This window comes from Acidocella aromatica (assembly GCF_014201825.1).
GTDB lineage: Bacteria > Pseudomonadota > Alphaproteobacteria > Acetobacterales > Acetobacteraceae > Acidocella > Acidocella aromatica.
Genome location: NZ_JACHFJ010000010.1, coordinates 21,085 through 47,695 on the forward strand (window position 1 = coordinate 21,085; position 26,611 = coordinate 47,695).

General features: G+C 63.0%; 23 protein-coding genes. 19 read left to right on the top strand and 4 right to left on the bottom strand.

All coding sequences use genetic code 11. From position 1 onward, the window contains the following. Window positions 1-64 precede the first annotated feature (64 nt). From HNP71_RS10460 to glmU, 4 genes are read left to right on the top strand one after another with little or no spacing between them, the layout of a single operon-like run. Window positions 65-928: a chorismate mutase gene (locus HNP71_RS10460; protein ID WP_183266869.1), complete on the top strand. Its 864-nt coding sequence runs from the start codon at window positions 65-67 to the stop codon at window positions 926-928. Next, window positions 925-2,013 (top strand): histidinol-phosphate transaminase, encoded by a 1,089-nt coding sequence (gene hisC / locus HNP71_RS10465; RefSeq protein WP_183266870.1) that lies wholly within the window; start codon window positions 925-927, stop codon window positions 2,011-2,013. Before HNP71_RS10460 ends, hisC begins: the two co-directional genes overlap by 4 nt. Next, on the top strand, window positions 2,006-2,893 hold the full coding sequence (locus HNP71_RS10470) for a prephenate/arogenate dehydrogenase family protein (RefSeq protein ID WP_183266871.1): 888 nt from the start codon (window positions 2,006-2,008) through the stop codon (window positions 2,891-2,893). Before hisC ends, HNP71_RS10470 begins: the two co-directional genes overlap by 8 nt. A gap of 15 nt (window positions 2,894-2,908) precedes the next feature. Then, window positions 2,909-4,192 carry a bifunctional UDP-N-acetylglucosamine diphosphorylase/glucosamine-1-phosphate N-acetyltransferase GlmU gene (gene glmU, locus HNP71_RS10475; protein ID WP_183266872.1) on the top strand — a complete coding sequence of 428 codons (1,284 nt, stop codon included), beginning with the start codon at window positions 2,909-2,911 and terminating at the stop codon, window positions 4,190-4,192. Between the two features lie 18 nt (window positions 4,193-4,210). Here glmU and HNP71_RS10480 read toward each other — a convergent pair whose 3' ends face one another. Continuing rightward, window positions 4,211-4,780, bottom strand: coding sequence for a zinc-ribbon domain-containing protein (locus tag HNP71_RS10480; protein WP_183266873.1), 570 nt, complete (start codon window positions 4,778-4,780; stop codon window positions 4,211-4,213). Between the two features lie 129 nt (window positions 4,781-4,909). Here HNP71_RS10480 and HNP71_RS10485 point away from each other — a divergent pair, with 129 nt between their 5' ends. Genes HNP71_RS10485 through HNP71_RS10500 form a run of 4 tightly spaced genes read left to right on the top strand, consistent with a single transcriptional unit; the run spans window position 4,910 to window position 7,805 of the window. Continuing rightward, entirely contained in the window at window positions 4,910-5,590 is a 681-nt protein-coding gene (locus HNP71_RS10485; protein WP_183266874.1) for a cell division ATP-binding protein FtsE, read from the top strand. Next, window positions 5,580-6,479: a cell division protein FtsX gene (locus HNP71_RS10490; protein ID WP_183266875.1), complete on the top strand. Its 900-nt coding sequence runs from the start codon at window positions 5,580-5,582 to the stop codon at window positions 6,477-6,479. Before HNP71_RS10485 ends, HNP71_RS10490 begins: the two co-directional genes overlap by 11 nt. Next, window positions 6,479-7,108 carry a YdcF family protein gene (locus HNP71_RS10495; RefSeq protein ID WP_246344181.1) on the top strand — a complete coding sequence of 210 codons (630 nt, stop codon included), beginning with the start codon at window positions 6,479-6,481 and terminating at the stop codon, window positions 7,106-7,108. Before HNP71_RS10490 ends, HNP71_RS10495 begins: the two co-directional genes overlap by 1 nt. A 10-nt stretch (window positions 7,109-7,118) precedes the next feature. Beyond that, window positions 7,119-7,805, top strand: a complete 687-nt coding sequence (locus HNP71_RS10500; RefSeq protein WP_183266876.1) for a lysophospholipid acyltransferase family protein — start codon at window positions 7,119-7,121, stop codon at window positions 7,803-7,805. Here HNP71_RS10500 and HNP71_RS10505 read toward each other — a convergent pair. The 3 genes from HNP71_RS10505 to HNP71_RS10515 form a co-directional block, all read right to left on the bottom strand. After that, complete coding sequence (locus tag HNP71_RS10505) at window positions 7,802-8,896, bottom strand: MFS transporter (RefSeq protein WP_183266877.1); 1,095 nt, start codon at window positions 8,894-8,896, stop codon at window positions 7,802-7,804. The two genes, HNP71_RS10500 and HNP71_RS10505, sit on opposite strands and share 4 nt — an antisense overlap. Before the next feature lie 64 nt (window positions 8,897-8,960). Next, window positions 8,961-9,932: a lysylphosphatidylglycerol synthase domain-containing protein gene (locus HNP71_RS10510; protein WP_183266878.1), complete on the bottom strand. Its 972-nt coding sequence runs from the start codon at window positions 9,930-9,932 to the stop codon at window positions 8,961-8,963. A gap of 19 nt (window positions 9,933-9,951) precedes the next feature. Continuing rightward, complete coding sequence (locus HNP71_RS10515; protein ID WP_221246799.1) at window positions 9,952-10,860, bottom strand: ferritin-like domain-containing protein; 909 nt, start codon at window positions 10,858-10,860, stop codon at window positions 9,952-9,954. A gap of 98 nt (window positions 10,861-10,958) precedes the next feature. On the opposite strand from HNP71_RS10515, the gene hpnA reads away from it, so the two are divergent. From hpnA to HNP71_RS10570, 11 genes are all read left to right on the top strand, one after another. Continuing rightward, on the top strand, window positions 10,959-11,957 hold the full coding sequence (gene hpnA, locus HNP71_RS10520; RefSeq protein WP_183266879.1) for a hopanoid-associated sugar epimerase: 999 nt from the start codon (window positions 10,959-10,961) through the stop codon (window positions 11,955-11,957). Then, window positions 11,954-13,057, top strand: a complete 1,104-nt coding sequence (locus tag HNP71_RS10525; RefSeq protein WP_183266880.1) for a glycosyltransferase — start codon at window positions 11,954-11,956, stop codon at window positions 13,055-13,057. The genes hpnA and HNP71_RS10525 overlap by 4 nt, the downstream gene beginning before the upstream one ends. Beyond that, window positions 13,057-13,923 carry a squalene synthase HpnC gene (gene hpnC / locus HNP71_RS10530; protein WP_183266960.1) on the top strand — a complete coding sequence of 289 codons (867 nt, stop codon included), beginning with the start codon at window positions 13,057-13,059 and terminating at the stop codon, window positions 13,921-13,923. Before HNP71_RS10525 ends, hpnC begins: the two co-directional genes overlap by 1 nt. Then, window positions 13,920-14,759, top strand: a complete 840-nt coding sequence (gene hpnD, locus HNP71_RS10535) for a presqualene diphosphate synthase HpnD (RefSeq protein ID WP_343062386.1) — start codon at window positions 13,920-13,922, stop codon at window positions 14,757-14,759. The genes hpnC and hpnD overlap by 4 nt, the downstream gene beginning before the upstream one ends. 10 nt (window positions 14,760-14,769) lie before the next feature. Continuing rightward, window positions 14,770-15,954: a hydroxysqualene dehydroxylase HpnE gene (gene hpnE / locus HNP71_RS10540; protein WP_183266881.1), complete on the top strand. Its 1,185-nt coding sequence runs from the start codon at window positions 14,770-14,772 to the stop codon at window positions 15,952-15,954. Window positions 15,955-16,028: 74 nt separating this feature from the next. After that, complete coding sequence (gene shc, locus HNP71_RS10545; protein ID WP_183266962.1) at window positions 16,029-17,942, top strand: squalene--hopene cyclase; 1,914 nt, start codon at window positions 16,029-16,031, stop codon at window positions 17,940-17,942. 382 nt (window positions 17,943-18,324) lie between these two features. After that, the gene (locus tag HNP71_RS10550; protein WP_183266882.1) at window positions 18,325-18,996 is read left to right on the top strand and encodes a response regulator transcription factor; all 672 of its coding nucleotides are present in this window, start codon (window positions 18,325-18,327) and stop codon (window positions 18,994-18,996) included. Next, entirely contained in the window at window positions 18,986-20,380 is a 1,395-nt protein-coding gene (locus HNP71_RS10555) for a sensor histidine kinase (protein ID WP_183266883.1), read from the top strand. The genes HNP71_RS10550 and HNP71_RS10555 overlap by 11 nt, the downstream gene beginning before the upstream one ends. A 279-nt stretch (window positions 20,381-20,659) precedes the next feature. Continuing rightward, window positions 20,660-23,824 (top strand): efflux RND transporter permease subunit, encoded by a 3,165-nt coding sequence (locus HNP71_RS10560; RefSeq protein ID WP_183266884.1) that lies wholly within the window; start codon window positions 20,660-20,662, stop codon window positions 23,822-23,824. Continuing rightward, a complete protein-coding gene (locus tag HNP71_RS10565) occupies window positions 23,821-25,041 on the top strand; it encodes an efflux RND transporter periplasmic adaptor subunit (RefSeq protein ID WP_183266885.1) in 1,221 nt (406 codons plus the stop codon). Before HNP71_RS10560 ends, HNP71_RS10565 begins: the two co-directional genes overlap by 4 nt. A gap of 5 nt (window positions 25,042-25,046) precedes the next feature. Then, window positions 25,047-26,585, top strand: a complete 1,539-nt coding sequence (locus tag HNP71_RS10570) for an efflux transporter outer membrane subunit (protein ID WP_246344187.1) — start codon at window positions 25,047-25,049, stop codon at window positions 26,583-26,585. The last annotated feature ends 26 nt before the right edge of the window (window positions 26,586-26,611 follow it).

Below are 26,611 nucleotides of genomic sequence, written 5' to 3' on the forward strand. Positions count from 1 at the left end.
CGGACACGCCGATTCCACGGGCTGGCTTGGCGGCCCTCGCGCAATTGGGTAACAGAAACCGGCGATGACCCAGTCCCTCCCCCAGAATACCCGCCTTGCCGAATTGCGCGCCCAGCTCGACACGCTGGACGACCAGATTCACGACCTGCTGATGCAGCGGGCGCGCGTCGTGGAATCCGTGGCCTCCGACGGGGGCAAGAAAGGCACCAAGATTCGCCCGGGGCGCGAGGCGATCATCCTGCGCCGCCTTCTGGCACGCCATTCCGGCGCCCTGCCGCGCCAGGCAATCATCCGCTTCTGGCGCGAGCTGTTCGGGGCCGCTCTGATCATCGAGGGCGGGCAGACCATGGCGGTGTGCGACGGCGAGGGCGGCGAGACCCGCCTTGCTCTGGCGCGCGAGCATTTCGGCCCGCTCACCCCGGTGCGCCGCCACGCCAACCCGGCCCAGACCATGTCGGACCTCACGCGCGAGGGCGGGGCGCAACTCGCGGTGCTGCCACCGCTGGCCGAGGACGATGAAGCCCATGGCGGCTGGTGGCCCCTGCTCACCGGCACCGGATCGCAGCGCCTCTACGTCATCGCCAGAATTCCGTTCTGGACGAAGCGGGCCGAGGGCCTGCCGGTGGGCGACGCCTATGTGGTGGCCGCCGTGCCGCCCGATGCCAGTGGCAACGACCGCGGGCTGATCGCCCTGCAATTCCCCGCCGATACTTCCCGCACGCGGATGATGGCCCTGGTGAAGGAAGCCGGCTTCGAGCCCGGCGCGCTCTGGGTGCGCCGCCTGCCGGGCGATACCCGGCTGCATGCGCTCGTCGAGGTGGCGGGGCTGGTGGAGGATGCCGACCCGCGCCTCGCCACCATCGCCGGGCTGGACGCGCCGCCCGTGGTGATCGGCGGCTTTGCCGTGCCGCTGGGAGAAACCGCATGAGCCGCACCCCCGCCGCGCGCCCCGAAGTTTTTTCCGTCGCCCCGTATGTTGGCGGCGAATCCAAGCTGCCGGGGGTGGAAAAGCCGCTGAAGCTCTCCTCCAACGAGGGCGCGTTCGGTCCCCCGCCCAGCGCCATTACGGCCATGGCCGAGGCGGCCGCCAACATGCACCGCTACCCGGACGGCTCCTCCGCCGCCCTGCGCCATGAGATCGGCGCCAAGTTCGGGCTGGATCCGGCGCGCATCGTCTGCGGCAATGGGTCGGACGAGCTGCTGGTCCTGCTTATCCAATCCTATGGCGGGCCGGGCACCGAGCTGATCATGAGCGAGCACGGCTTCTCGGTGTACGAGATCGCGGGCAAGATCGCGGGCTGCACGGTGAAGAAGGCGCCCGAGACCAACCTCACCACCGATGTCGACGCCATGCTGGCCCTCGTCACTCCGGCCACGCGCATGGTGTTTCTCGCCAACCCCAACAACCCCACCGGCACACTGCTGCCGCAAAGCGAGATGCTGCGCCTGCGCGAGAACCTGCCCGCCGATGTGCTGCTGGTAATCGACGCCGCGTACTCCGAGTACGTGGACCGCCCGGATTACGACCCCGGCGTGGCCCTGGTGGATGCCGGGGAGAACACGGTGATGACCCGCACCTTCTCCAAGATCTTCGGCATGGGCGGGGCGCGGCTCGGCTGGGCCTATGCGCCGCCCGCCATCGCCGACGTGCTGAACCGCGTGCGCCCGCCTTTCCCCGTGAACAACTTCGCCGCCGCCGCCGGCATCGCCGCCCTACGCGAGCCGGGCTGGCTGGAGCGTGGCCGCGCGCACAATACCCAGGCCAAGCGCCGCCTCGCGGAACGGCTGACGCAGACCGGGCTGACCGTTTACCCCTCCGAGGCCAATTTCATCCTGGTGGATTTCGGCACCGAGGACCACGCCATCGCCGCCGATGAGCATTTGCGCGCCCAGGGCATCATCGTGCGCCGGGTGAAATCCTACGGCCTGCCGCAATGCCTGCGCATCACCATCGGCACGGATGACGAGTGCAACCGCGTGGCCACCGCCATGGCGGAGTTCCGCCGTGGCTGAGCCCCTGTTCCACCGCCTGGTGCTGATCGGCATCGGCCATATCGGCAGCTCCATCGCCCGCGCGTTGCACCATGCCCCCGGCACGGTGGAGCGGCTAGTCATCTGCGACGCCAGCCCCGCGCATCTTGCCCGCGCCAAGGAGCTGGAGCTGGGCGATGAATACGTGGCCGACCCGGCGGAAGCCGTGGCAGGGGCGGATGGCGTCATCCTCTGCACCCCGGTCGGCAGCTTCGCCGCCATCGCCGAGGGCATTGCCCCGCACCTCGCACCGGGCTGCGTCCTCTCGGATGTTGGCTCCACCAAGCAATCGGTGATCCGAGATGTTGGCCCGCATGTGCCGGAAGGCGTGCATTTCGTACCCGCCCACCCGCTGGCCGGCACCGAGTTCTCAGGCCCCGATGCTGGCTTGGCGGATCTGTTCAAGGGCCGTTGGTGCCTGATCTCCCTGCCCGAGGGCGCGGATGAAGATGCGGTGGAGAAGATCGAGTCGCTCTGGGCGGCGCTCGGCGCGCGCACGGCGCGGATGACGGCGGCGCATCACGACCGCGTCATCGCCATCGTCAGCCATCTGCCGCATCTCATCGCCTTCACCATCTGCGGCACGGCGGATGATCTGGCCGATGAAACCCGCGAGGAAGTGCTGCAATTCGCCGCCTCCGGCTTCCGCGACTTCACGCGCATCGCGGCATCGGACCCGGTGATGTGGCGCGACATCTTCATCAACAACAAGGACGCGCTGCTGGAGATGTTCGCCCGCTTCTCCGAGGACGCGCAGAGCATGGCCCGCGCGGTACGCTGGGGCGATACCGGTTATATCGAGGACCGGATCAACCGCAGCCGGAAGATTCGCAAGAGCCTCATCGACATCAAGCAGGCATAAGGCAGGAGCAAACCCATGCAGAGCACGGCGGTCATCATCGCGGCGGGGCTCGGCACCCGCATGAAATCGGCGCTGCCCAAGGCTGTGCACAAGATCGCGGGGCGCGAGATGCTGGCGCATATCATCGGCGCCGCGCAGCAGGTGTTCGAGCGAATTACTGTGGTCATCGGGCCGGATATGCCCTCGCTGGAAAAGATCGCCGCCCCGCATGAGGTGGTGGTGCAGCACGAGCGCCTGGGCACCGCCCACGCCACCCGCCAAGCGGAAAAGAACTTCGGCGAGGGCCCGGTGGCGGTGTTCTATGCCGACAACCCGCTGGTCTCGGTAGAGACGATGCGCGCCTTGCTCGCCCGACTGGATGCGGGCGATGCGGGGCTGGTGCTGCTGGGCATGACCCCGCCGGAGCCGGGCAAATATGGCCGCCTCGTGCTTGAGGGCGGATATGTCTCGCGCATTGTGGAATATGCCGACGCCAGCGAGGAAGAGCGCGCCATCCGCCTGTGCAATGCGGGCGGAATGATCGCGCGCGGGACCGATATGCGCGACTGGCTGGCAGAGGTCGGCAACGCCAACGCCAAGGGCGAATATTACCTCACCGACATCGTCGCCATCGCCCGCGCCCAGGGCGTGAACGTGGCGGCGCTCGATGCACCCTACGAGGAATGCATGGGCGTAAACTCCCGCGCCGAGCTGGCCCAGGCCGAGGCTGTGTTCCAGTCTCGCGCCCGCGAGGCCGCCATGGCCGCCGGGGTGGGCATGCAGGCGCCGGAAACAGTGTTCCTGGCCGCCGATACCGTGCTGGGCGAGGATGTGCTGATCGGCCCGCACGTGGTGTTCGGCCCCGGGGTGGTCGTGGAGTCCGGCGTGGAGATCAAGGCGTTCTCGCATCTCGAAGGCTGCGTGGTGCGCGCGGGCGCGATCATCGGGCCTTATGCTCGCCTGCGTCCGGGGGCGGATGTGGGCGAAGGCGCTCATGTTGGCAATTTCGTCGAGCTGAAGGCGGCCACGCTGGGCAAGGGCGCTAAGGCCAACCACCTCACCTATATCGGCGATGCCGAGATCGGCGCGGGCACCAATATCGGCGCGGGCACCATCACCTGCAATTACGACGGCAAGAACAAGCACCGTACGGTGATCGGCGAGAAAGCTTTCATAGGCTCCAACACCTCGCTAGTGGCCCCGGTGCGGGTGGGCGCTGGCGCTCTGGTGGGGGCGGGTTCCGTGATTACCAAGGACGTGCCGGATGGCAATCTGGCTATTGCCCGCGGACGGCAGACCAATCTGGAGCGGAAGCGCTGAACAAGCGCTTCCGCTAACTTACATTCCCAGGAGCGCGAACAGCCCTGCGGTGGCCGGAATCAGATCCACAACGGCGCGGTGCTCCAGCAGCGCCAGCCCGAACAGAAACAGCAGCACCAAGATGGCAAGGAACACCGGGCTGGTGATGCGAATCTTGGGCGGCGGCGGCGGCTCGGGCTCTAACTCAATGGCCTTGTTCCGCGCGGCGATCACAAGGTCGTAGAAACCATCATGCTCATCCGGGGTCGTGCCCGGATCGGTGCCCAACACATGACCCTCGAACTGCGTGTCCGCCGGAGGGGCGTCCTCAGCCTCGGCATAAGCGGGCTGCTCGAACGCCACCGGCGCGTGATGCTCGGCTGCATGGTGGGAGCGCTGCTCGGGGCTCAACAGAAACTGGTTGACCGCCCCGCCGGACTGAGGCGCGGGCGTGGCGGGAGCGGCCTGTACAACGCTCTCCTCCTCGCCGGATGGCCCGGCACGCCACTGGTTCCCGCACTGGACACAGCGCAGCTTACGCGGACGCCCGCCAAATACGGAATCGGGCACTTCATACGAGGTCGAGCAATTGGGGCAGATAATCTGCATGTCGCGTCCAGACATGCCAGTTTTGGCTGAATCGCGCAACAACGCCACGCTGTCGCTTGAAAATATTAACCAAACGCTCCGCCGCTCTCTTGCCCCCACCCGCCCCGGCGCGGCACAAACGCAAGCAGGATGGTCAAGTTCGAGGATGTATGGCTGAAGTACCGGCATCCGGCGCGCCAAGGCGATGCCGCGCCCGAGGCCCTGCGCGGCATCAGCTTCGAGATCCCGGAAGGCGGGTTCCGCTGGCTCATCGGCCCCTCGGGCGCTGGCAAGACCAGCTTGCTCAAGCTCATCTACCTGGCCGAACACCCAGCCAAGGGGCGTATCGACATCCTCGGCACCGAGGCCGCCAAGATCTCCCGGCGCGACGCCGCCCTGCTGCGCCGGCGCATCGGCGTGGTGTACCAGGATTTCCGCCTGCTGCCGCAGCTCTCGGCCTATGACAACGTAGCCCTGCCCATGCGCCTCGCCCGGCGCAACGAGACGCAGATCCACGCCGATGTCACCGAAATCCTGCGCTGGGTCGGCCTTGAAAACCGGCTGCACGCCCGGCCCGATGAACTTTCCGGCGGCGAGCAGCAGCGCATCGCCGTCGCGCGCGCCGTGGTCGCCCGGCCCAAGCTGCTGGTGGCCGACGAGCCGACCGGCAATCTGGACGACGAACAGGCGCACCGGCTGATGCATCTCATCACCGCGCTCAACCGGCTGGGCACCACTGTGGTAGTGGCCACGCATAACATGGGGCTGGTGGAAGGCTGGCCCGCCCCGCGCCTGACCATCGAACACGGCAAGCTGACCCATGCGGAATGAACCCCGCCGCCGCGCGGATTACCTCGGCCTGCGCGAGGCGCTGGGCGACAGGCTTCTGCCCGTGCTGGTGGCGGCGATGAGTTTTCTCGCCGCCCTGGCCATGGCCGGGGCGCTGGCCAGCGCCACGCTCGCCACGCGCTGGCAGGGGGATGCCGCCTCGCAGCTCACCATCCAGGTGCCGCAGCCCACCGCCCCGGATGCCAGCGGCAAGGCCCCGCGCCTCGACTCGGTGATGGCGGCGCTGAAAACCATGCCGGACGTGGCGGATGAACAGGTGATGAGCCCGCAGGACGTGACCGCGCTGATCTCCCCCTGGCTCGGGGCCGACCCGGCGCAGCTCGGCCTGCCCTTGCCGGGCGTGATCTCGGCGCGCTGGGTGGGCGCCGCCCCGCCGGATGCGCTCGGCCCAACGCTGGAAAAACTCAGCCCCGGCACACTGGTACAAACCGGCGCGCTCTGGGCCTCACGCGTGGCGGCCCTCACCACCAGCCTGCAGGCCTGCGCCGCCGCCATTCTCATCATCGTGGCGCTGGTCGCCGCCGCCGTGGTCGCCGTGGCCACGCGTTCGGGCCTCGCGCAGCGGCGCGAGACGATCACGCTAATCCACGCGCTGGGCGCGCTGGATGACGACATCGCCGGGCGCTTCGCCGCGCGGATCACCTTGCTCACCCTCGCCGGCGCCGCTGCCGGGGCGGTGCTGGCCCTGCCCGTGCTGGCTTGGCTGGGGGCTCTGGCCGCCCCCTTCGCTGGCCCGGCGCAGATCAACGACGTCTTCAACCTGCCGCCCGCGCTCATGTTCGCCCTGCCGGGGCTGCCCATCATCGCCGCCGCCATTGGCTGGGGCACCGCCCAGCTCACCGTACGCGGCTGGCTGCGGAGCCTGCCCTGATGGCTCGCCGCCCGCTCCGGCGCCGCCGCGCCTCGCCCCTGCGCTGGCTGCTGCGCGCGGTGCTGGGGCTGGCGGGGCTGTGGCTGACGGGCTTTGCCCTCTTCCTCGTTGCGGTATTCACCGCCGAACCGCCCAACCCGCTCCCGCCCGCCGACGGCATCGTGGCCCTGACCGGCGGGGATAACCGGATCAGCGCCGCTCTCGCCTTGCTGACCGAGCATCAGGCGCCGCTGCTGCTCATCTCGGGCGCCGGGCGCGGCACCTATCTCGGCGATTTCACCGCCGACGACACCGCCGCCATCACCCGCTATGCCAGCGCCATCACGCTCGGCCACATGGCCGGTACCACGCATGGCAACGCGCTGGAGGCCGCCGCCTGGGCCAAGGCGCACGACATGCACTCGCTGATCATCGTGACCGCCGACTACCACATGCCCCGCGCCATGCAGGAGATGCGCCAGAAGCTGCCGGGGGTGACGCTGATCCCCGATCCTGTCCGTCCGCCCGCCATGCGCAAGATGATCAGCCTGCAGACCCTTAGGTTGCTTGCCGGGGAGTATACGAAGTACCTAACCGTGCGCGTCGGGCTTGGCAGGCTCGCCGCGGGACTGCTCAACACGGAATCCTGATTCTAAACACATGCGTTTTCTCCGTCACACCGCTTTCCAGGCCGTCATGATCGGCAGCGGCACCGTTCTCAGCCTGTGGGCGGCATGCTTCGCCCAGTTCCGACCGGATGGCATCGTGCGCAGCGCCCAGCTCTGGGCGCGGATCTGCCTGTGGGCCTTGCGCGTCTTCTGCGGCATCACCGTAAAGGCCGAGGGGCTGGAGAACCTGCCCGAGGGGGGCGCGATCATCGCGGCGCAGCACCAATCGGCGCTGGATATCCTGATCTGGCTGACGCTGGTGCCCCGCCCGGCCTTCGCCTTCAAGCGTGAGCTGCGGCGCATCCCCGTGTTCGGCTGGCTGCTGGAGCCCGCGGGGATGATCCCGGTAAACCGTGGCGGCGGCCGCGCCGCGCTGCGCGAGCTGGTGACGGGTGCCAGGCACGCCGTCGAGGCTGGGCATCAGGTCATCATCTTCCCCGAAGGCACGCGCCTAGCCCATGGTGCGCGCGGGGAACTGCGCCATGGCATCGCCGCCGTGGCCCAAACCGTACCCGCGCCGCTGCTCCCCGCCGCCACGGATTCCGGCAAATGCTGGGGGCGCAACTCCTTCAGCAAAACCGCCGGGACCGTGCATATCTGGCTCAAGCCCGCTTTGCCGCACGGGCTGAAGCGCGAGGAGCTGCTGCGCGAGCTGGAGACGACCTACTACGGGGCTTAAGCCACCGTTTCCGCCAAGAAGAACACCGCGGCGAGCAGGGCGGCGTCGATCCCCAGGGCCGAGGCGAGACCCAGATGATTCGCCACCAGCCCGATCACCACCGGCCCGGCCAGGAACCCGGCATAACCCAGCCCCACCACCGCCGGCATGGCATGGTGCGCGGCCATTTGCGGCACACGGGCGGCGGCGCTGAACACCAGCGGGGCGATGTTGCCGGTGCCAAACCCGACCAGCCCAAACCCCAGCACGCCCATCCAGCCGGAGGGGATGAGAATGGCGAGCAGGAAGCCGAGCACGGCCACTGCGCAGCCCAGGCGCATGACCCAGGGCGCCCCCAGCCGCGCCGCCACGGCGTCGCCCGAAAGCCTTGCCGCCGTCATCGCCACGGCGAAGGCGGCGTAGCCCAGCGTCGCCGTATCCAGCGGCATGTTGCGTGAGAAGCGCAGGAAGATGGTGCTCCAATCCGTGGCCACGCCCTCGGTCATGAAGCAGGTGAAGCAGCAGATCCCCAGCAGCAGCGTGGCCCGGTTGGGCAGGGCGAAGCGCTTGCCGTCGGCGGGCGGGTCCTCTTCCTTGCCCGCCAAACGCGGGGTCTGCGAGAGGATCAGCAATATCGTGGACGCGGCCAGCACAGCGCAGCCTGCATTGGTCACGCCAAGGCGCAGCAGCAGGCTGCTCGCCAGCGCCACCACCAGCGTGCCGAGGCTGTAGCAGGCATGATAACCCGACATCTGCAGCTTGCCGCTCAAGCGCTCCACCACCGCGCCCTGGGCGTTGAGCGAGATATCCAGCACCCCGAACATGGCACCGTAGACGAACAGAATCGCGGTGAACAGCAGCGGCGAGGGCGCCACGGTAAGGCCCGGCAGCAGCAGCCCCACGGCCAAACCCGCCGCCGCCAGCACAACACGGCTGCCCCAGCGCGCCAGGGCCATGCCCGCCAGCGGAATAACCAGCACCCCGCCCAACCCGCCGGCGAACAGGATCAGCCCGAGCGTCCCGTCATCCAGCCCGAAACGGATTTTGGTGAAGGGGATGGTAATGGCCCAGACGGAGATCCCGACACCGGCCATGCCGAAGAACAGCCGCATCGTCCATGATCTATTCCCCATATTTCCCGGCTAGCCGGGGGTTTACGGGGCGTCAACCCATGGTTCAGATGGTCGCCTTGAGCTTGCGCGCCTCGAGTCCCTGCCAGACGATGAGCACCGGCACGGCGACAACGAAGTCCCGCGCGCGGCGCAGCAGAGAGAGGGAGAGGGCGACATCGGGCGGCACGCCGAAGATGCCGCCGAGCGCGGTATAGGCGGCTTCCTGGATGCCAGCACGGCCGGGAATGAAGAAGGCCAGCGCCATGATCGCGTGCAGCATGGCCTCGACACAAACGGCATCGGCGAAGGAGAGCTGCACGCCCAGCGCGTGGAAGCCGATGAAGGAGGCGGTGGCGGTGCCGAACCAGCAGAACAGGTGGAACAGCGCCGAGAGGGCCAGGCGGTCCCGCTCGCCATACATAATGTCCAGCGCCTGCTGCAGACGGTCGATATTGGCGGCGGCCCCCTCGCCCGTGGTTCCGGCGATGCGTAGCGCCAAAGCGCGGAAGATCTTCGCCCCCGAGCCGCGCTGCGCCAGGATCAGCCCAACCCCCAGCACCACCGCCACACACAGCCCGATGGCCACGGGCAACAGCAGCTCCGAGCCCGGCGCCTTGCGCGCGAGAATGGACAGCCCGATGCCGATGAACACGAGCTGGGCCAGGAATTCGGTGGTGACATCGCCCAACGTGGAGGCGATGGCATCGGCGGTGGAAACCCCGCCCATGGTGATGACCCGCGCCCCAAGCACAAAGCCACCCACCTGCGAGAAGGGCAGGAACTCGCCCGTGGCATCGCGCACGGCGCGGCCCCAGGTGCAGAGCCAGTAGCTGCCCATCTGGTGCGAGCGCAGCAGCATGCGCCAGCACAGCCCCAGCCCGGCCACAATGCCGAGCTGGGCCAGGACATAAGCGCCGAAACCCGCGCGGCTCACCGAGGTGAGCACCCGCAACACATCCGCCGCCCCGAAATAAATGACCAGGACGGTTATGACCACGATACCCGCGAGCGCAAAGCCCGCGGGCAGGAGTTTCATCTTTTGGCTCAAGACTTTGCTACTTTTTCGGCCTGATGAAGAGGCGCGCGAGGCGCGCCAGGGTTGGAGCGGTGACCGGCCTCTTCAAACGCGGGTCGTAGCCCGCCATTCGCCGGTCGTTCTCCACCAAGCATATATCAATCAGCTTGGCCGGGTCCATCTCACCGGCGATCGACTCGGAGCCGTTCACCGTGAAATTTGCGTCAGCTCCCTCCAGCCCATCCACATCCTTGGCCAAGCCGATGCGCTCCCACAGCAGGTAAGCGTACACCGCCGCCACCTTCAGCTCGAAGAAGGGGCGCTTCCACCACGCCATCGTGGCGCGCTTCCAGGCGATGAAGTTGGTGAAGAAGAGGATATGCCGCGCCTCCTCCTGCACCACCGGCTCGAAGGTCTCGACCAGCGCCTCGGGGAAGTAACCGGACTGACGGGCCATTTCGAACAAGCCGAAAGCGAAGAAGCTATCGAGGCATTCGGAATAGCCGGTGACCAGGAAGCCCCATTCGGCATCGTTCGGCAGGGCGTACTCCTCGTCCGGCTTCACCACAATGCCATACGCGGCGACGAGGCGGGAGAGTACATCGCGGTGGCGGCGCTCCTCGCCCGCCATGTGCACCAGCGCGTCGCGCAGCGGTTTTTCCTTCACCGTGTGGGAGAAGAACTCAATGCGGGCGCCGGCCTTGTTCTCGGTCTGCACCGCGATGTCCCAGATCGGCAAGGAGGTGATGCGCTTCAGTGCGTCCGGCTCCAGCTTCGGCCAGTCCAGCACGGCAGGCCTGTAGGGGTTGTAGGTCGCCGCCATCAGCTCGGTGAACATCTCGAAATGTTCCTGGCTGCCGGGCCGGGCCGGGCCGGGCTTCGGGAACGCCCAGTGCCGGGCGTTGTAATCGGCGGTTGCTACGGCGGTATCGTCCATCATAAACCTCATGGTTGCGCCAAAAGCGTCAATGCGTTCTACAGGCCCCAGACCGGCGCTGATATTACGGGGCGAGGCGGCGGCGTTGCAAACCTGAGGGGGCTTGGATTTTGGCGCGAGGCGATCTGGTGCTGGTCACGGGAGCGACCGGTTTTGTTGGCGCGGCGGTGGCGCGGACATTGCAGCAGGCGGGATTTTCGGTGCGCGTGACCGCGCGGGCCGGCTCTGACCTCAGGAATCTCAAGGATTTGGCCGCCGAGATCGCCGCACTCGATCTCAACGACCCCACGGACTTCGCCCCGGCGCTGGCCGGGTGCCGTTACCTGTTTCATGTCGCCGCCGATTACCGGCTCTGGGTGCCGGACGTAGCCGCCATGCGCAAAGTGAATATCGACGGCAGCGTGGCCCTGCTGCGCGCCGCCCAGGCCGCCGGAGTGGAGCGCAGCGTGTACACCAGTTCCGTGGCGGCACTTGGTCTGGCCGAGGATGGCAGCCCGGCCGATGAGCACACGAAGGTAAAGCCCGCGCACCACGTAGGCGCCTATAAGCAAAGCAAGTACGACGCCGAACAGGCCGTGCGCGCGCTCGCGCAGACCGGGCAGGACATCGTGATCGTCAACCCCTCCACTCCCGTGGGACCTGGCGACGTGAAACCGACCCCGACAGGGCAGATGATTCTCGACGCCGCGCGGGGCAAAATGCCCGCCTATGTGGATACCGGCCTCAACGTGGTGCATGTGGACGATGTGGCGGCAGGCCATCTGCTGGCGCTGGAAAAGGGCCGAACGGGCGAGGCTTATATATTGGGTGGCGAGGATCTGATGCTGGGCGAGCTGTTCGCCATGATCGCGCGCATGACCGGGCGGGCTGCGCCGAGTCTGCGCCTGCCCATCGCGCCGCTGATGCCGCTGGCCTGGGTGATGGAGCGGATCGCCGAGATCACCGGCAAGACGCCGCTGATGACCCCGGACATCCTGAAAATGGCCCGCAAGAAGATGTTTTTCTCCTCCGCCAAGGCCAAGGCCGAGCTGGGCTACGCCCCCCGCCCGGCCGAGGCCGCCGTGGCCGATGCGCTGACTTGGTTCAGAACTGAGGGACTGCTCGCATGATCGTCTTTCTCGCCTTTCTCATCTGGCTGTATCTGTTTTTCCTGCATGGGCGGTTCTGGGAATCCGCTCCCGAGCTGCAACCCGCCACGCCGCTCGGGCACCCGGATGTGGACATCATCGTCCCTGCGCGGGACGAGGCCGAGACCATCGGGCCGGTCATCGCCTCGCTGGTGAACCAGGATTATCCCGGCAAGTTCCGCGTCATCCTGGTGGACGACAACTCCACCGACGGCACGGTCGAAAAGGCCGGGCAGCATGAGCGCCTGACCATTATCACCGGCCAGCCCAAGGAGATCGGCTGGTCCGGCAAGCTCTGGGCGCTCTCCCAGGGCATCAAGGCCAGCACCGCCCCGGTGCTGATGTTCTCGGACGCCGACATCACCCACGACCCGCGCCATTTGGCCACGCTGGTCTCGCGGCTGGAGATGCCCAAGGCGGACATGGTCTCCGAGATGGTGAAGCTGAACTGCACCTCCTGGCCGGAGCGCTTCCTGATCCCGGCCTTCGTGTATTTCTTCCAGATGCTCTACCCCTTCGCTTTGGCGAACGCCCCGGCCTCGCGCGTGGCGGCGGGGGCTGGCGGCACGGTGCTGATCCGGCGCGAGGCGCTGGAGCGCATCGGCGGCATCGAGAAGATCCGCGGCGCGCTGATCGACGATTGCTCGCTGGCGCGCGAGGTGAAGAAAGGCGGGCCGATCTATATCGGCCATTCCGGCCTCGCCACCTCCATCCGCCCCTACCCGCATGTGCGCGATATCTGGAACATGATCACCCGCACCGCCTTCACCCAGCTGCATTACTCGGCGCTGTGGCTGGTGGGCGCCATCGCCGGGCTGACGCTGGTCTGGCTCGTCGCGCCCTGCGCCATCCTGTTCTCCGGCTTCGGCTGGCGGTTCTTCCTGGGCCTCGCCACCTTTGGCCTCGCCTGCCTGAGCTATTTGCCCACGCTGCAACGCTATAAGCAGCCTTATTACTTCGCCCTTGCGCTGCCGGGCATCGCGTTGTTCTACATGGCCGCGACCATCGCCTCCGCCGTGAATTACTGGCGCGGCACCGGGGCGCAGTGGAAGAGCCGCGCCTATGGAGGGGAAGCCAAGTGATCGCCAACGACAACGCCAAGCCCCAGAAGCCACAGGCCGCCGCCGGGGTGGAAGCCTGGTCCGGCAAGGACAAGGGGGACGAGAACTTCCCCGTCGGCTCGCTGCTCATCGTCAAGGCGCTGAGGCCGCATATCCACGCCTACTACACCTTCGCCCGCAATGCCGACGATATCTCGGACAGCCCCAGCCTGAGCGCGGCCGAGAAGATCGCCCGGCTGGACGCGATGGAAGCCGTGCTGACCGGCGCGCAGGAAGAGGGCAGCCCGAGCGCGGCCAAGCTGCGCGCTAGCCTCGCGGAGACGGGGGTGGATGCCATCCATGCCCGTGAGCTGCTGATCGCCTTCCGCCAGGACGCGACCAAGACCCGCTACGCCAACTGGGAGGAGCTAATGCAGTATTGCCGCTACTCCGCCGCCCCGGTGGGCCGCTATGTGCTGGCTTTGCATGGCGAGAGCGAGGCGACCTGGCCGTCATCCGACGCGCTCTGCGCCTCGCTCCAGGTGCTCAACCACATGCAGGACTGCGCCAAGGATCTGCGCGACCTCGACCGCTGCTACATCCCGCAGGACTGGCTGGGCGAGTTCGGCCTGGGCACCGACGCCATCGCCCGCGGCGAGACCGTGCCCGATCTGCGCGTGGTGTTCGACCGCATGCTGGAGCTGACGGAGAAACTCAACGAGCAAGCCGCCGAACTGCCGCGTCTTGTGAAATCCCGCCGCCTGCGCGTGGAAACCGCCGTAATCGCGAGGCTGGCCAAGCGCCTCACCGCCAAGCTTCGCTCGGGCGACCCGCTGGCCACCCGCGTGAAGCTGACCAAACTCGATTTTATCGCCGCCACGCTGGCGGCGCTGAGGTACGCCGCGTGACCCCTGAAGATACCGCCTATGTGACGGAGTTGGTGAAGCGCTCCGGCACCTCATTCTACCACGGCATGAAGATCCTCTCGCCCGAGCGGCGGGACGCGATGTACGCGATCTACGCCTTTTGCCGGGTGGTGGACGACATTGCCGACGAGGAAGGTCGCGACTTCGCCGCCAAGCAGCAGGAGCTGGAGGAATGGCGCCAGCGCATCGCCGGGCTGTACCGGGGCGAAGCCGACGGGCCGATCCCACGCGCGCTGCTGGACACCGTGCGCGACTACAAGCTGCGGGCCGAGGATTTCATCGCCATCATCGACGGCATGGAGATGGATGCGGGCGAGGCGATCATCGCCCCCAGCCTCGCCGAATTGGACCTATACTGCGACCGCGTGGCCTCTGCCGTGGGCCGGCTCTCGGTGCGCGTGTTCGGTGATTCCTCGGCCAATGCCGACGCGGTGGCCCACGCGCTGGGCCGCGGGCTGCAACTCACGAATATTTTACGCGATGTGCCGGAAGATGCCGAACGCGGCAGGCTGTATCTGCCACGCGAGCTGCTCCAGGCCGCGGGCGTGCCGCTCACCCCGCAAGGCGCCCTACAATCTCCCGCATTGGCGCAGGCATGTTCAAAACTCGCCGACATGGCGGAGCAATATTTCGCAGATGCCAACGCCGCGATGGCACGCTGCAACAGCAAGGCCATGCGCCCAGCCCGGCTGATGGAGGAAAGCTACCGTCCGCTACTGGCTATTTTGCGGCGGCGCGGCTTTAATTACTCTGAAGGCCGCATTACTCTGCCGAAATGGCGCAAGTTGATGATGGCGGTACGCCTGTTGCTGGCGTGAGGGAGAAGCCATGAGCGTCCATGTGATTGGTGCCGGCCTTGCCGGTCTTGCGGCGGCCTGCCAGCTTACCGAACTGGGTCACCATGTGGTGCTGTTCGAAGCCGCTCCGCAGGCGGGCGGACGCGCACGCTCTTATTTCGACAAGCAGCTCGGCTGCCGTATCGATAACGGCAACCACATGTTGCTCTCGGGCAACATCTCGGCGCTCTCCTACCTGCACCGCATCGGGGCGCGGCGCTCGCTCATCGGCCCGGCGGAACCCATCTTCCCGTTCCGTGACACAACCACCGGCGAGGCCTGGACCCTGCGGCTGAACCAGGGCGGCTTTCCATGGTGGATCTTCTCCCCCTCGCGGCGCGTGCCGGGCACCAGGCTGTACCAGTATCTCTCCCTGCTGAAGCTGCGCCGCGCCACCAAGGCCGACAACGTGGCCTCGCTGCTCGGCAATTCCGGCCAGCTTTATCACCGGCTGCTCAAGCCGCTGGCCATCTCGGCGCTCAACACCATGCCCGAGCACGCGGCGGCCCAACCGCTGGGCTCCGTGCTGGCCGAGACCATCGAGCGCGGCGGCTATGCCACCCTGCCCCGCTGGGCGAAGCTCGGGCTGTCGGAAACCTTCATCGACCCCGCGCTGGAATGGCTGCGCGAGCGCGGCGCGGATATCCGCTTCGGCGAGCGTGTGACCCAATTGCAGCCCGGCCAAGCCACCGTGGTGGCGGTGCCGCCCTGGGTGGCCCGCGAGCTGATCCCCGGCCTGACCGTGCCGACTGAGTTCGAATCCATCTGCAACCTGCATTTCCGTGCGCAAATGGACCCGGGCGAGGCCGGATTCTGGGGCCTGACCGGAGGCTTGAGCGAGTGGGTGTTCGCCCGCCGGGATGTGATCTCCGTCACCATCTCCGCCGCCAACCGCTACATGAACATGGACCAGGAAACAATCGCTGCGCGGGTGTGGGACGAACTGGCCCGCACCTTCGAGCTGGACCGCGCCGTGCCACCCAACCGGGTGCTGTGGGAGAAGCGCGCCACCATACTCGCCTCGGCCGAGCAACTGGCGCTGCGCCCCGGCACGCGCACGGCGAACCCGAGCGTGGTGCTCGCGGGCGATTGGACCGATACCGGCCTGCCCGCGACCATCGAAGGCGCGATCCGCTCCGGCAACGCGGCGGCCATGGCGCTGGTCAATCCGCTCTAGTCTTTCCATCGCGGCATGGCGCCCGTACCCCGCGCCCCCTGGCAAAATGCCAGAAAATTTGTCACATGCTTGGCATGAACGCCATTCTCGACACCGCGATTGAACGCGCCCGGGCCTCTCTCGTCAACGAGCAGCGGCCCGACGGGCATCTCTGCTACGAGCTGGAGGCCGACGCCACCATCCCGGCCGAGTACGTGCTGCTCGAGCATTACCTCAACCAGATCGACGAACCCCTGCAACAGAAGATCGGCAATTACCTCCGCCGCATCCAGGGCGATCACGCCACCAACCCTGGCGGCTGGCCGCTCTTCCACGGCGGCAAGTTCGACCTTTCAGCCTCGGTGAAGGCCTATTACGCGCTGAAGATCATCGGCGACTCCCCGGACGCGCCTCATATGGCCAAGGCCCGCAAGGCGATCCTGGCTCATGGCGGGGCGGAGCGGGCCAATGTGTTCACCCGCATCCAGCTCGCTCTATTCGGCGCCGCCCCGTGGGAGGCCTGCCCGGTCGTGCCCATCGAGGCCGTGCTGATGCCGGACTGGTTCCCCTTCACCATGCGCAAGGTCTCGTACTGGTCGCGCACGGTGATGACGCCGCTGATGTACCTGACCGCGAAGAAGCCCATCGCGCGCAATCCGCGCAAGGTGTTCGTGGACGAGCTGTTCACCCGCCCGCAGGCACAGATCCGCGACTGGATCCGCGGCCCGTACAAATCCAACTGGGGCCCGGTGTTCAAGGTGCTGGACAGCGTGCTGCGCGTCGCCGAGCCCTATTTCCCGCACCACTACCGCGAGAAGGCGATCGACAAGGCCATTGCCTGGACCATCGAGCGCCTGAATGGCGAGGACGGGCTGGGCGCGATCTACCCGGCCATGGCCAATTCCGCGATGATGTTCGACCATCTGGGCGACAAGGCGCATTTCGACATCGCCATGGGCTCGATCAAGAAGCTGCTCGTCATCAAGGACGATGAAGCCTATTGCCAGCCCTGCCTCTCACCGGTGTGGGACACCGCCCTCGCCGGGCACGCGCTGATCGAGTCCGGCGCTACGGATGCCACCAAAGCCGCGTGCGACTGGCTGATCCCCCGCCAGGAGCTGAATGTGGTGGGCGACTGGGCGGACAACACCCCAGGCACGCGCCCGGGCGGCTGGGCCTTCCAGTACAACAACCCGCATTACCCTGATGTGGACGACACCGCCGTGGCCGCCATGCTACTGCACCGCGCGGGCGACCCGAAATATGCCGAGTCCATCTCCCGCGCGCGGGAATGGATCATCGGCATGCAGTCCACCAACGGGGCCTGGGGCGCGTTCGACATCAATAACGACAACCAATACCTCAACCACATCCCCTTCGCCGACCATGGCGCGCTGCTCGACCCGCCGACCGAGGATGTCACCGCGCGCTGCATCTCCTTCCTGGCCCAGCTTGGCAAGCCGGAAGACCGCCCGGCCATCGAGCGCGGGATCAAGTATCTGCGCGAGACCCAGATGCCGGACGGCTCCTGGTTCGGCCGCTGGGGCACCAATTATATTTATGGCACGTGGTCGGTGCTGTGCGCGCTGAACGCCGCCGGGGTGGCGCAGGACGACCCGATGGTGAAACGCGCCACGTCCTGGCTGATCTCCAAGCAACGCGCGGACGGCGGCTGGGGCGAGGATTGCGAATCCTATGGCGACGCCCCCGCCGGCGAGTTCCACGGCTATGCCGCGCAGAGCCTGCCGAGCCAGACGGCCTGGGCCGTGATCGGGCTGATGGCGGCGGGACTGGCGGACCATGACGCCGTACGCCGGGGCATCGCCTTCCTCCAGGCGAGCCAGGACGAGCAGGGCAGCTGGACCGAGCAGGCGTATAACGCCGTCGGCTTCCCGCGCGTGTTCTACCTGAAATATCACGGCTATCCGCGCTTCTTCCCGCTGCTGGCGTTGAGCCGCTACAAGCAGCTGATGGCCAGCAACGACCGGATCGTGAAGTTCGGGTTCTAGACTCTTCTGTGATTAGATTGACGCATACCCGGCGTGCGTGAGGTAATTTTCGCACTCCGCCGGGGAGAAGTGGTGGAGCAATGATCCGATACACCTCCATATGACGGTAACGGTGACTTCGTGGTTGTTTCCAGGACATGACCCGTGAGACGCTTGCCGATCAGTTCCTCAGCCTGAAGTAATGCCGCTGACTTGACCAAGCCTGAGGATGCAGCGGAGCGGATTACCCTATAATGTGCCCGCTTCCGCCGATATTGCCTTAATTCCAAAGCATGGATTCATAGTCGATATTAAGAGACTGACGTTGGCCATTATTTGGCGGCCAGTTGGAATTTTTTTCACTTGACCGGCCAGGAGACCTGTCCGTTAACGCGTCTCAGACATGAAAATTCTCGTTATAGAAGATGATTTAGAAGCTGCCGCGTTCCTGTCCGCCGGGCTGCGATCAGACGGACATGAACTCACGATGATTCAGGATGGGCGGGAGGGGCTCGTCGCTGCGGTGTCGGGCGGGTATGATCTGCTGATCTTGGACCGCATGCTACCAAGCATCGATGGACTGACAATATTGCGGACGTTGCGCGTTGCCAAAGTTGGTGTGCCCGTTCTGTTCCTGACGACGATCGACGGAGTGGACGACCGGGTGGAAGGGTTGCGCGCGGGGGCGGATGATTATCTTGTAAAGCCTTTTGCATTTGAAGAGCTTTCGGCGCGCGTTACCGCGTTGGCGCGGAGGCGCAGCACGATTCCGGCAAACTCCACGCTCAGAATTGCGGATCTTGAATTGGACCGCATGAGCCAGACGGTAACCCGGGCAGGCAAAAGAATTGTTCTTCAACAAAAAGAATTTCAGCTTCTTGAATATCTCATGCTGCACGAGAATCAGGTCGTGACACGAACGATGATTCTGGAAGCTGTTTGGCATTACCATTTCATGCCCGTCACGCTGGTCGTGGAGTCCCATATCAGCCGCCTCAGGCGTAAAATCGACCGGGATTTCGGGCAGGAACTGATACATACATGTCGCGGCTCTGGATATAAAATTGGCTGTTGATCTCAAGCCGACGTTCCGGCGTTATATCAGAACATCCAGTTTCAGGCTGGCCGCGCAAGGTGTTTTTATATCGATCTTGGGCGCCCTGGTGGTGTTTCTGGTGGTCTATCATGCGACCAGGGCAACCGTTATCGGGGCGCTGGACGATACTGTTATGAATGAGCGAGCGGATGTCCTGTCACGCGCCGCAGCTTACGAAGCAAAGTCTTCAGATTTTGACCTTGCCATGCAGAAGTCGATTCAGGTGGCCATGCAGAGGTCAAAGGGTACGTTTTACGCATTGACCAAGGCTGATGGTACCGTTCTTGCGGGAAACCTGCAAATTTCTCCGCAGACTGTTACGCAGTGGCATGGCTGGCGAACGTTAATACAAAGAGCGGATCTACCGTTCCCGCCATATGTTACGGCGATCCGCGGCGTTTCGGACACGCTACCAAATGGCGATCGATTATATATTGCTGAGAATGCCAGCAGTTTCTATGCCTTGAACCATCTCATCGGCCGGGTGTTCCTGATCACTTTTGGCCCCATCATTCTCCTTGGCATATTGGGGTGGCTGCTGGTTGCAAGGAGCACTTTGAATCGCGTTTTTCTAATCGCGAACATAAGCCGTGAAATTATCAATGGCGATTTGTCCCGCCGAGTTCCACTTAATGGGAGTGGAGATGAATTTGATGAATTGTCGAGCGTTCTTAATTTAATATTGGATCGGATAGAAGCTCTCATCGGCAATATCAAGCAGGTTAGCAATGACATTTCGCATGATCTGCGTTCTCCTCTCGCGCGTTTGCGCGAGCGCCTCGAGTTAGCGCGCAGGAATATGAACGAGGTCGTGCTTCCCGACTTGATCGATGAGGCTATTTTGCAGGTGGATACCGCCCTGAGCCTATTCTCGGCAATGCTACGAATTTCAGAGATCGAAGCCGGCGCACGCAGAAGCGCGTTCTGCCGGATTGATCTCTCATTTCTGTTGCAGGAACTGGTCGAGACATATGATGCCGTGGCGGAACTTGACGGCAAAACCGTTCGTTCACTTATCCCCCCTGATCTGAAGATAGATGGTGACTATGAATTATTATCTCAGATGTTTGTGAATATCGTTGAGAACGCGATCCGGCATTGTCCAAGGGGAACTCTGATATTCATCCAGGCTGAGGTGTCCGAGGGGGGTAGAAAAACCGTTACGATTTCAGACAATGGACATGGAATACCGGAAGCGGACAGAGAGCGTGTGTTCGGCCGATTCGTCCGGCTGGACAAATCGCGCCACCATCCGGGAAGCGGGCTCGGATTGGCTCTGGTGGCCGCGATTGCAACGATGCATGGTTTTTCGATTGTGCTGGAAGATAATGGCCCGGGATTGCGAGTTGTCATAGAAATGTAACGGCCAGCGTTTCAAGCGCTACTTATGGAAATCATTGGGTGTTACAGCAACCCCTGCTACGGCACGGCGGAAGATGACAAATTAACATAGTTATAGAGGCTTTACGTCCAAACATGACAGGGGATACATGCGGCCTGACGTCACGACTGTATAGTGCAGAGAGAGCGGAAGGACCAGCATTTGTTCCAGAGAGAATGCCCCGGAAAAGCAGGGTGTGAAAGCAGCCGTCATGCCATTCCAGGCGCCGCCAATTTCGCGATGGAGCGGTAAGAGACAACCATGAATGCGATCGTTCTCATTGCGCTAAAGCGGCCATACACTTTTGTTGTCATGGCCATTTTGATTGTATTGTATGGCGTATTATCCGTCATGAAGACGCCGGTCGATATATTTCCCGACATTCGCGTTCCTGTCGTCGCCGTGGTCTGGAGCTATACGGGGTTGTCTCCCGAAGATATGTCCGGACGCGTTATATATTATTACGAACGGCAGTTGACCACGACAGTCAGCAATATCGAGCATATAGAAAGTCAGTCGCTCTACGGGCGTGGCATCGTCAAGATATTTTTCCAGCCAGGTACGAATGTCGCGGCAGCACAGGCGCAGATCACCTCGATTTCGCAGACTGTGCTGAAGCAGATGCCAGCCGGAATCACGCCGCCGTCGGTCCTCGTGTATAGCGCCTCCGCGGTGCCGGTGCTTAGTCTTCAGGTTGCCGACCCGAATATGACGGCAACCGAGCTTTATGACATTGCATCCAATTTCATTCGGCCAACACTGATTTCGGTGCCTGGAGTAGCCATACCCGCACCTTACGGCGGGTCCTCAAAATATGTCGAAATCGACCTGAACCAGAATGCGCTTCTGTCGTATGGCTTGTCTTCGCAGGATGTGGCTCAGGCATTGCGAAACCAGAATATCGTTCTTCCAGCAGGCGATATGAAAATGGGGGCGCTGGATTATTTTGTCGCCACAAATGCATCCCCGGTGAATGTCGATACTTTTAATTCACTGCCTATCCGCCAAGTCGGCAACGCCGTCATTACACTGGGCGATGTCGCGCATGTCTATCAGGGTGGACCGCCCCAAACCAACATGGTTCTGGTTAAAGGGCACCAGGCCGTCATGATCCAGATCCTGAAGAGCGGCAACGCTTCGACGCTATCGGTTGTGGATGGCGTGAAGGCCAAGCTTCCGCAACTTTTGAAGACATTGCCGCCTGGTGTGACCATAACACCTTTGAGCGATGCCTCGGAATTCGTGCGCGCATCCATCTCGGATGTCGTTCAAGAGATGATCACGGCGGCAGTGCTTACTGGATTGGCCGTTCTGCTGTTCCTAGGATCCTGGCGCTCCACCCTCATCGTGGCGGCATCCATTCCGCTGTCAATTCTTGCATCTATTCTGGCTCTATCTTGGCTGGGGCAGACAATAAATGTGATGACGCTTGGCGGTCTGGCGCTGGCCGTTGGGATATTGGTCGATCATTCGATCGTCATGATCGAAAATATCGACACGCATATAGAGATGGGAAAATCTTTGGAGGCGGCGATCATTGATGCCGCGAATCAGATCATTGTCCCGACCTTTGTTGCGACACTATGCATTTGCATCGTGTTCCTGCCGCTTTTTCAGCTCTCCGGTATTTCCGGTTATCTGTTTCTGCCGCTCGCCGAGGCGATTGTATTTGCGATGATTGCCTCCTTCATCCTGTCGCGCACATTAGTGCCGACCATGACCGCATATTTGCTGCGCAACCAGGTCGGGCATGGGCATCAGCATGAATCCGGGGCAGCGACCAATCCATTGCTCCGTTTCCAGCGCGGATTCGAGCGGGGTTTTGACCGGTTTCGCGATGCATACAAAAAAACTCTGGTCGACTACGTACGGCGCCGGTCTCTTGTCATCTCGCTTTTTGCATGTGGCACGGTTGCCTCCATGTTGCTTGTTGCCGCGCTAGGCGAGAATTTCTTTCCCTCAATTCGATCCGGCGAAATCGAAATGCATATGCGTGCCCCGATCGGTACACGCATAGAAGAGGCGGGAAAGATAGCCGTTCTGGTTAATGGTGCCATCCGCCAGATATTGCCGGGGCAGGTCCGAAATATCATCGATAATTGTGGGTTGCCCGTAAGTGGCATCAACGAGGCTTACAGCTCAACCGGAACGATCGGGCCGCAGGATTGCGATATCGATATTAGTCTGGTCAATGACGCATCGCCAGTTCAATCATTTACGGATAAACTGCGCCGCCAACTGCCGGCGATGGTTCCTGGCACTCAATTTACCTTCCTGCCTGGCGATATCACCGCAAAAATCCTGAACTTCGGGTTGCCGGCGCCGATTGATGTGCAAATCCAAGGACGCAACCAGCAGGCCAATCTGGCCTACGCGCAGAGCGTAGTGGCGCGGCTGAAGCTGATACCGGGCATCGCCGACGTTCATATTCAACAAGCGTATAACTCCCCAACGATTCGCATCGACACATCACGAACCTTCGCGCTCGGCACGGGGGTAACGGAGGCGAATGTGGCGGATAATACACTGGCAACGCTGTCCGGAAGCGGACAAACGGCGCCGAGTTTCTGGCTGGATGTCAGCAACGGGGTTTCACGATTGGTGAACATGCAGACGCCGCAAAGCCAGATGACCTCCTTGAACCAGCTTGAATCGATTCCGATCGATAAGGGCGATGGTAATCCCACGGGGGCATCGCCGCAGATACTGGGCGGGCTTAGCCAAATCAGCCAGGTAGGCTCACCTCAGCTCGTCTCGCATTACAATATTTTGCCGGTGATCGATATTTTCGCCAGCAATCAGCAGCGCGATCTTGGGGCGGTCAACGACGCGGTTCTCAATGTCGTGCATGATACGGCGGGCAGCGTACCGCATGGTTCGACCGTGCAGGTACGTGGTCAGGCGAGAACAATGATCAGCGCCTACAGCCAATTGATTGGCGGCCTCGTTCTGGCAGTGCTGCTTATCTATCTGGTTATTGTTGTTAACTTCCAATCCTGGCTTGATCCATTCGTTATCTTGACCGCCTTGCCCACAGCGCTGGCGGGAATTGCCTGGAGTCTTTTCCTGACGGACACCACCCTGTCCGTTCCGGCGCTGACCGGCGCGCTTATGTGCATGGGTGTGGCGACGGCGAATTCAATTCTTGTCGTGGCCTTTGCCCGAGAAAGGCTCGCGGTGCACGGAGATGCGATCAAGGCTGCGGTTGAGGCGGGGGCTGGGCGTTTGCGCCCTGTGATAATGACCGCAAGCGCAATGATTGTTGGCATGCTGCCTATGGCGACATCGAATACGCAGAATGCGCCACTGGGCCGCGCGGTCATCGGCGGGCTGTTCGCCGCGACCGTCGCGACACTGCTTCTTGTACCATGCGTGTTTGCGCTACTGCATGGAAAGAAGCACGATAATGAAGGAGTTGAGGTATGAGCCGCTCTCGTGGATTGGTTGTAGCGTCTTCGTTCGGCGTTGCGGTTGTGGTGGTTGTGGGGTGGGGAATGTGGAGCCGGCATAGCGCTTTGGCGTCGTTGCGCACGGTTGCCGCGCAAGAGGCCGTGCCGCCGGTGCAAATCGTCTATCCGCAGCCGGGCGCGCCAACACATATATTGGACCTCCCTGGCAATGTCGTTGCGTGGTACGAGGCACCAATCTACGCCCAGGTCTCTGGCTATGTAAAAATGTGGTATGTGGATTACGGTGCCCATGTGAAGAAAGGGCAGTTGCTCGCCACGATCGACACGCCTGAACTGGACGAACAATATGAGGCGGCGCAGGCACAGCTTACTGAGGCACAGACGAAGCTACAAATCGCATCGTTAACAGCGAAGAGATATGAGGCTTTGTCCGGCACAAAGGCCGTCTCCCAACAGCAGGTTGATGTTGAAGTGGCGAACGCGGCGGCGGCCCAGGCCAAGGTTCAGGCAGCCAGCGCTGATGTCGCCCGTTATGCGGCACTGGAAAAATTCAAGAATGTGGTCGCGCCGTTTGACGGTGTGGTCACGTCACGGCGCACGGATGTGGGTGATTACGTGAGCGCGGCCGGTGGCAATGTCGGTACTACCGGAGCCTCGACCGAGCTTTTCTCGGTTGCCGATATACATAAGTTGCGCGTGTTCGTATCCGTGCCACAGAATTATGCCGGGGCACTTGAGGACGGCTTGACCGCGACGCTCAATTTGCCACAATTCCCGCATCGCAGTTTTACGGCACAGCTCCTAACCACCGCGCAGGCATTCGATCCGGCATCGCGCATGGTCACAACAGAACTGGTCGTGGAAAACCAAGATCAGGAGATATGGCCTGGCAGTTATGCCAATGTGCATCTCGCTGTAAAGTCGGACCCCAGCATATTGACGATCCCCGAGCAAGCGCTGCTGTTCCGGGCCGATGGCTTGCAGGTTGCTGTTGTGCAGCCAAACGGCACGGTCCATCTGCAGGACGTCACGCTCGGGCTCAATCTTGGAAGCACGGTGCAAGTTGAGAATGGCCTGAACATCTCGGACCGGGTGATTGACAATCCGTCTGACGGTCTGCTGGAAGGGCAAAGCGTGCAGATTGTAACGGGAATGAAAGGTATCGCCCTGCCGCCGCAGGATACGCATTTGGCCGTAGCCACGCGGCCGACAGCATCCGTGAGTGAGAATTGATCTCGATGCGTCTAGCCAGACCTTGCCTTGTATTGGCCTGCGGGTTGCTTTCCGGCTGCGATCTCGCGCCGGCCTATCATCCCCCCCAATTCATATTACCATCCAGCTATCGCGGCTCCGCGGCATTTTCTGTTGCGACACCGGATGATAGTCTTCCCCGTGGTGACTGGTGGCGTCGTTTCAACGACCCCGTTCTCGACCAGTTGGAAGACGAGGCAGCCAAGAATAACCCGAATATCCAATCTATCGCAGCGCAGTATCAGCAGGCGCGGGATATTGCGAGGGAGGCTGAGGCGGGCCTGTTTCCGAGCATCGGGGTAGGTGGATCATTTTCGGACAACAAACAGTCGTTCAACAGGCTGTTCCGGGGAAACAAATATACGAACAACATCGAAAGTTCGAATGTGATCGATGCGACCGCTTCCTGGGAGCCGGATTTCTGGGATGAGATCCGCAACCATGCCAAGGCGCAGCGGCAATTGGCGCAGGGTAGCGCTGCATTTCTCGCCTCGGCACAACTCAGCCTGCAAGCTGAACTTGCTAGTGAATATATAGCATTGCGTGGATTGGATGCCGAGCAAGCGGTCTACCAAAATGCGATTGGATACTATACGACGGCCGTCAATATCACGCAGATGAGATTTTCCGATAATATAGCTTCGGGGCTCGATGTCGCTAGGTCGCAAAATCAGCTGGCGGCGACTGAGGTTTTGGAGACAAATGTCCAAGAGAAGCGGGCCAAGCTGCAGAACGCGATTGCCGACCTCGTTGGTGTTCCTGCGAGTTCCTTCGTACTGCCGCCGGAAGCAGACGCGAATTTGACGGTACCGCAGATTCCAGCCGAATTGCCGGTCGACATGTTGCAGCGGCGCCCAGATATTGCAGACGCGGAACGTAAAATGGCGGCTGCGAATAGTTCGATCGGCGTTTCACGCGCCGCGTTCTATCCAAATGGCGCGATCAATGCCATCGCGGGTTTCCAAGATAATGGCATCAATCTTCTTACCTTGGCCAACAGCCTTTGGTCTGTCGGCGCTTCGATTACCATGCCGCTGTTTGAAGGCGGCTTGCGCCATGCGGAATTGCAAAGGGCTTGGTCGGCCTATGCGGAGACGCGCGACCAATATCGCGCAACGATATTATCAGCATTCCAGGAGGTGGAGGATGCACTCTCTCTCACCAGCCTGCTGCAAACGGAGGCCGCCCAGGAGCAACAGGCTCTCAGCGCGGCGAATGAGGCCCAGAGTCTATCGTTGAAGCTTTATACAGGGGGGCTGAGCGATTATCTTGACGTGGTGGTCAGCCAGGAGTCGGCGCTGACCGCTGAGGTTGGCGCTGTGGATGTGAAGACGCGGCAACTTCAGGCCGCGGTTGAATTAATTCGAGCTTTGGGAGGTGGTTGGTCAACACGCGACATGCCCTCGGCCACGCAGGCTATGTCGACGGGCTTGGCCTCGTCGTCGCTAAACTCCAATGCCAGCCAAGCGGATGGGCAAGCACAAGAAGAGAACAAGGCGCCGACAAACGGCGCGTCAAGAACATGAGCATCATCCGTCAATAAAGATGTGCA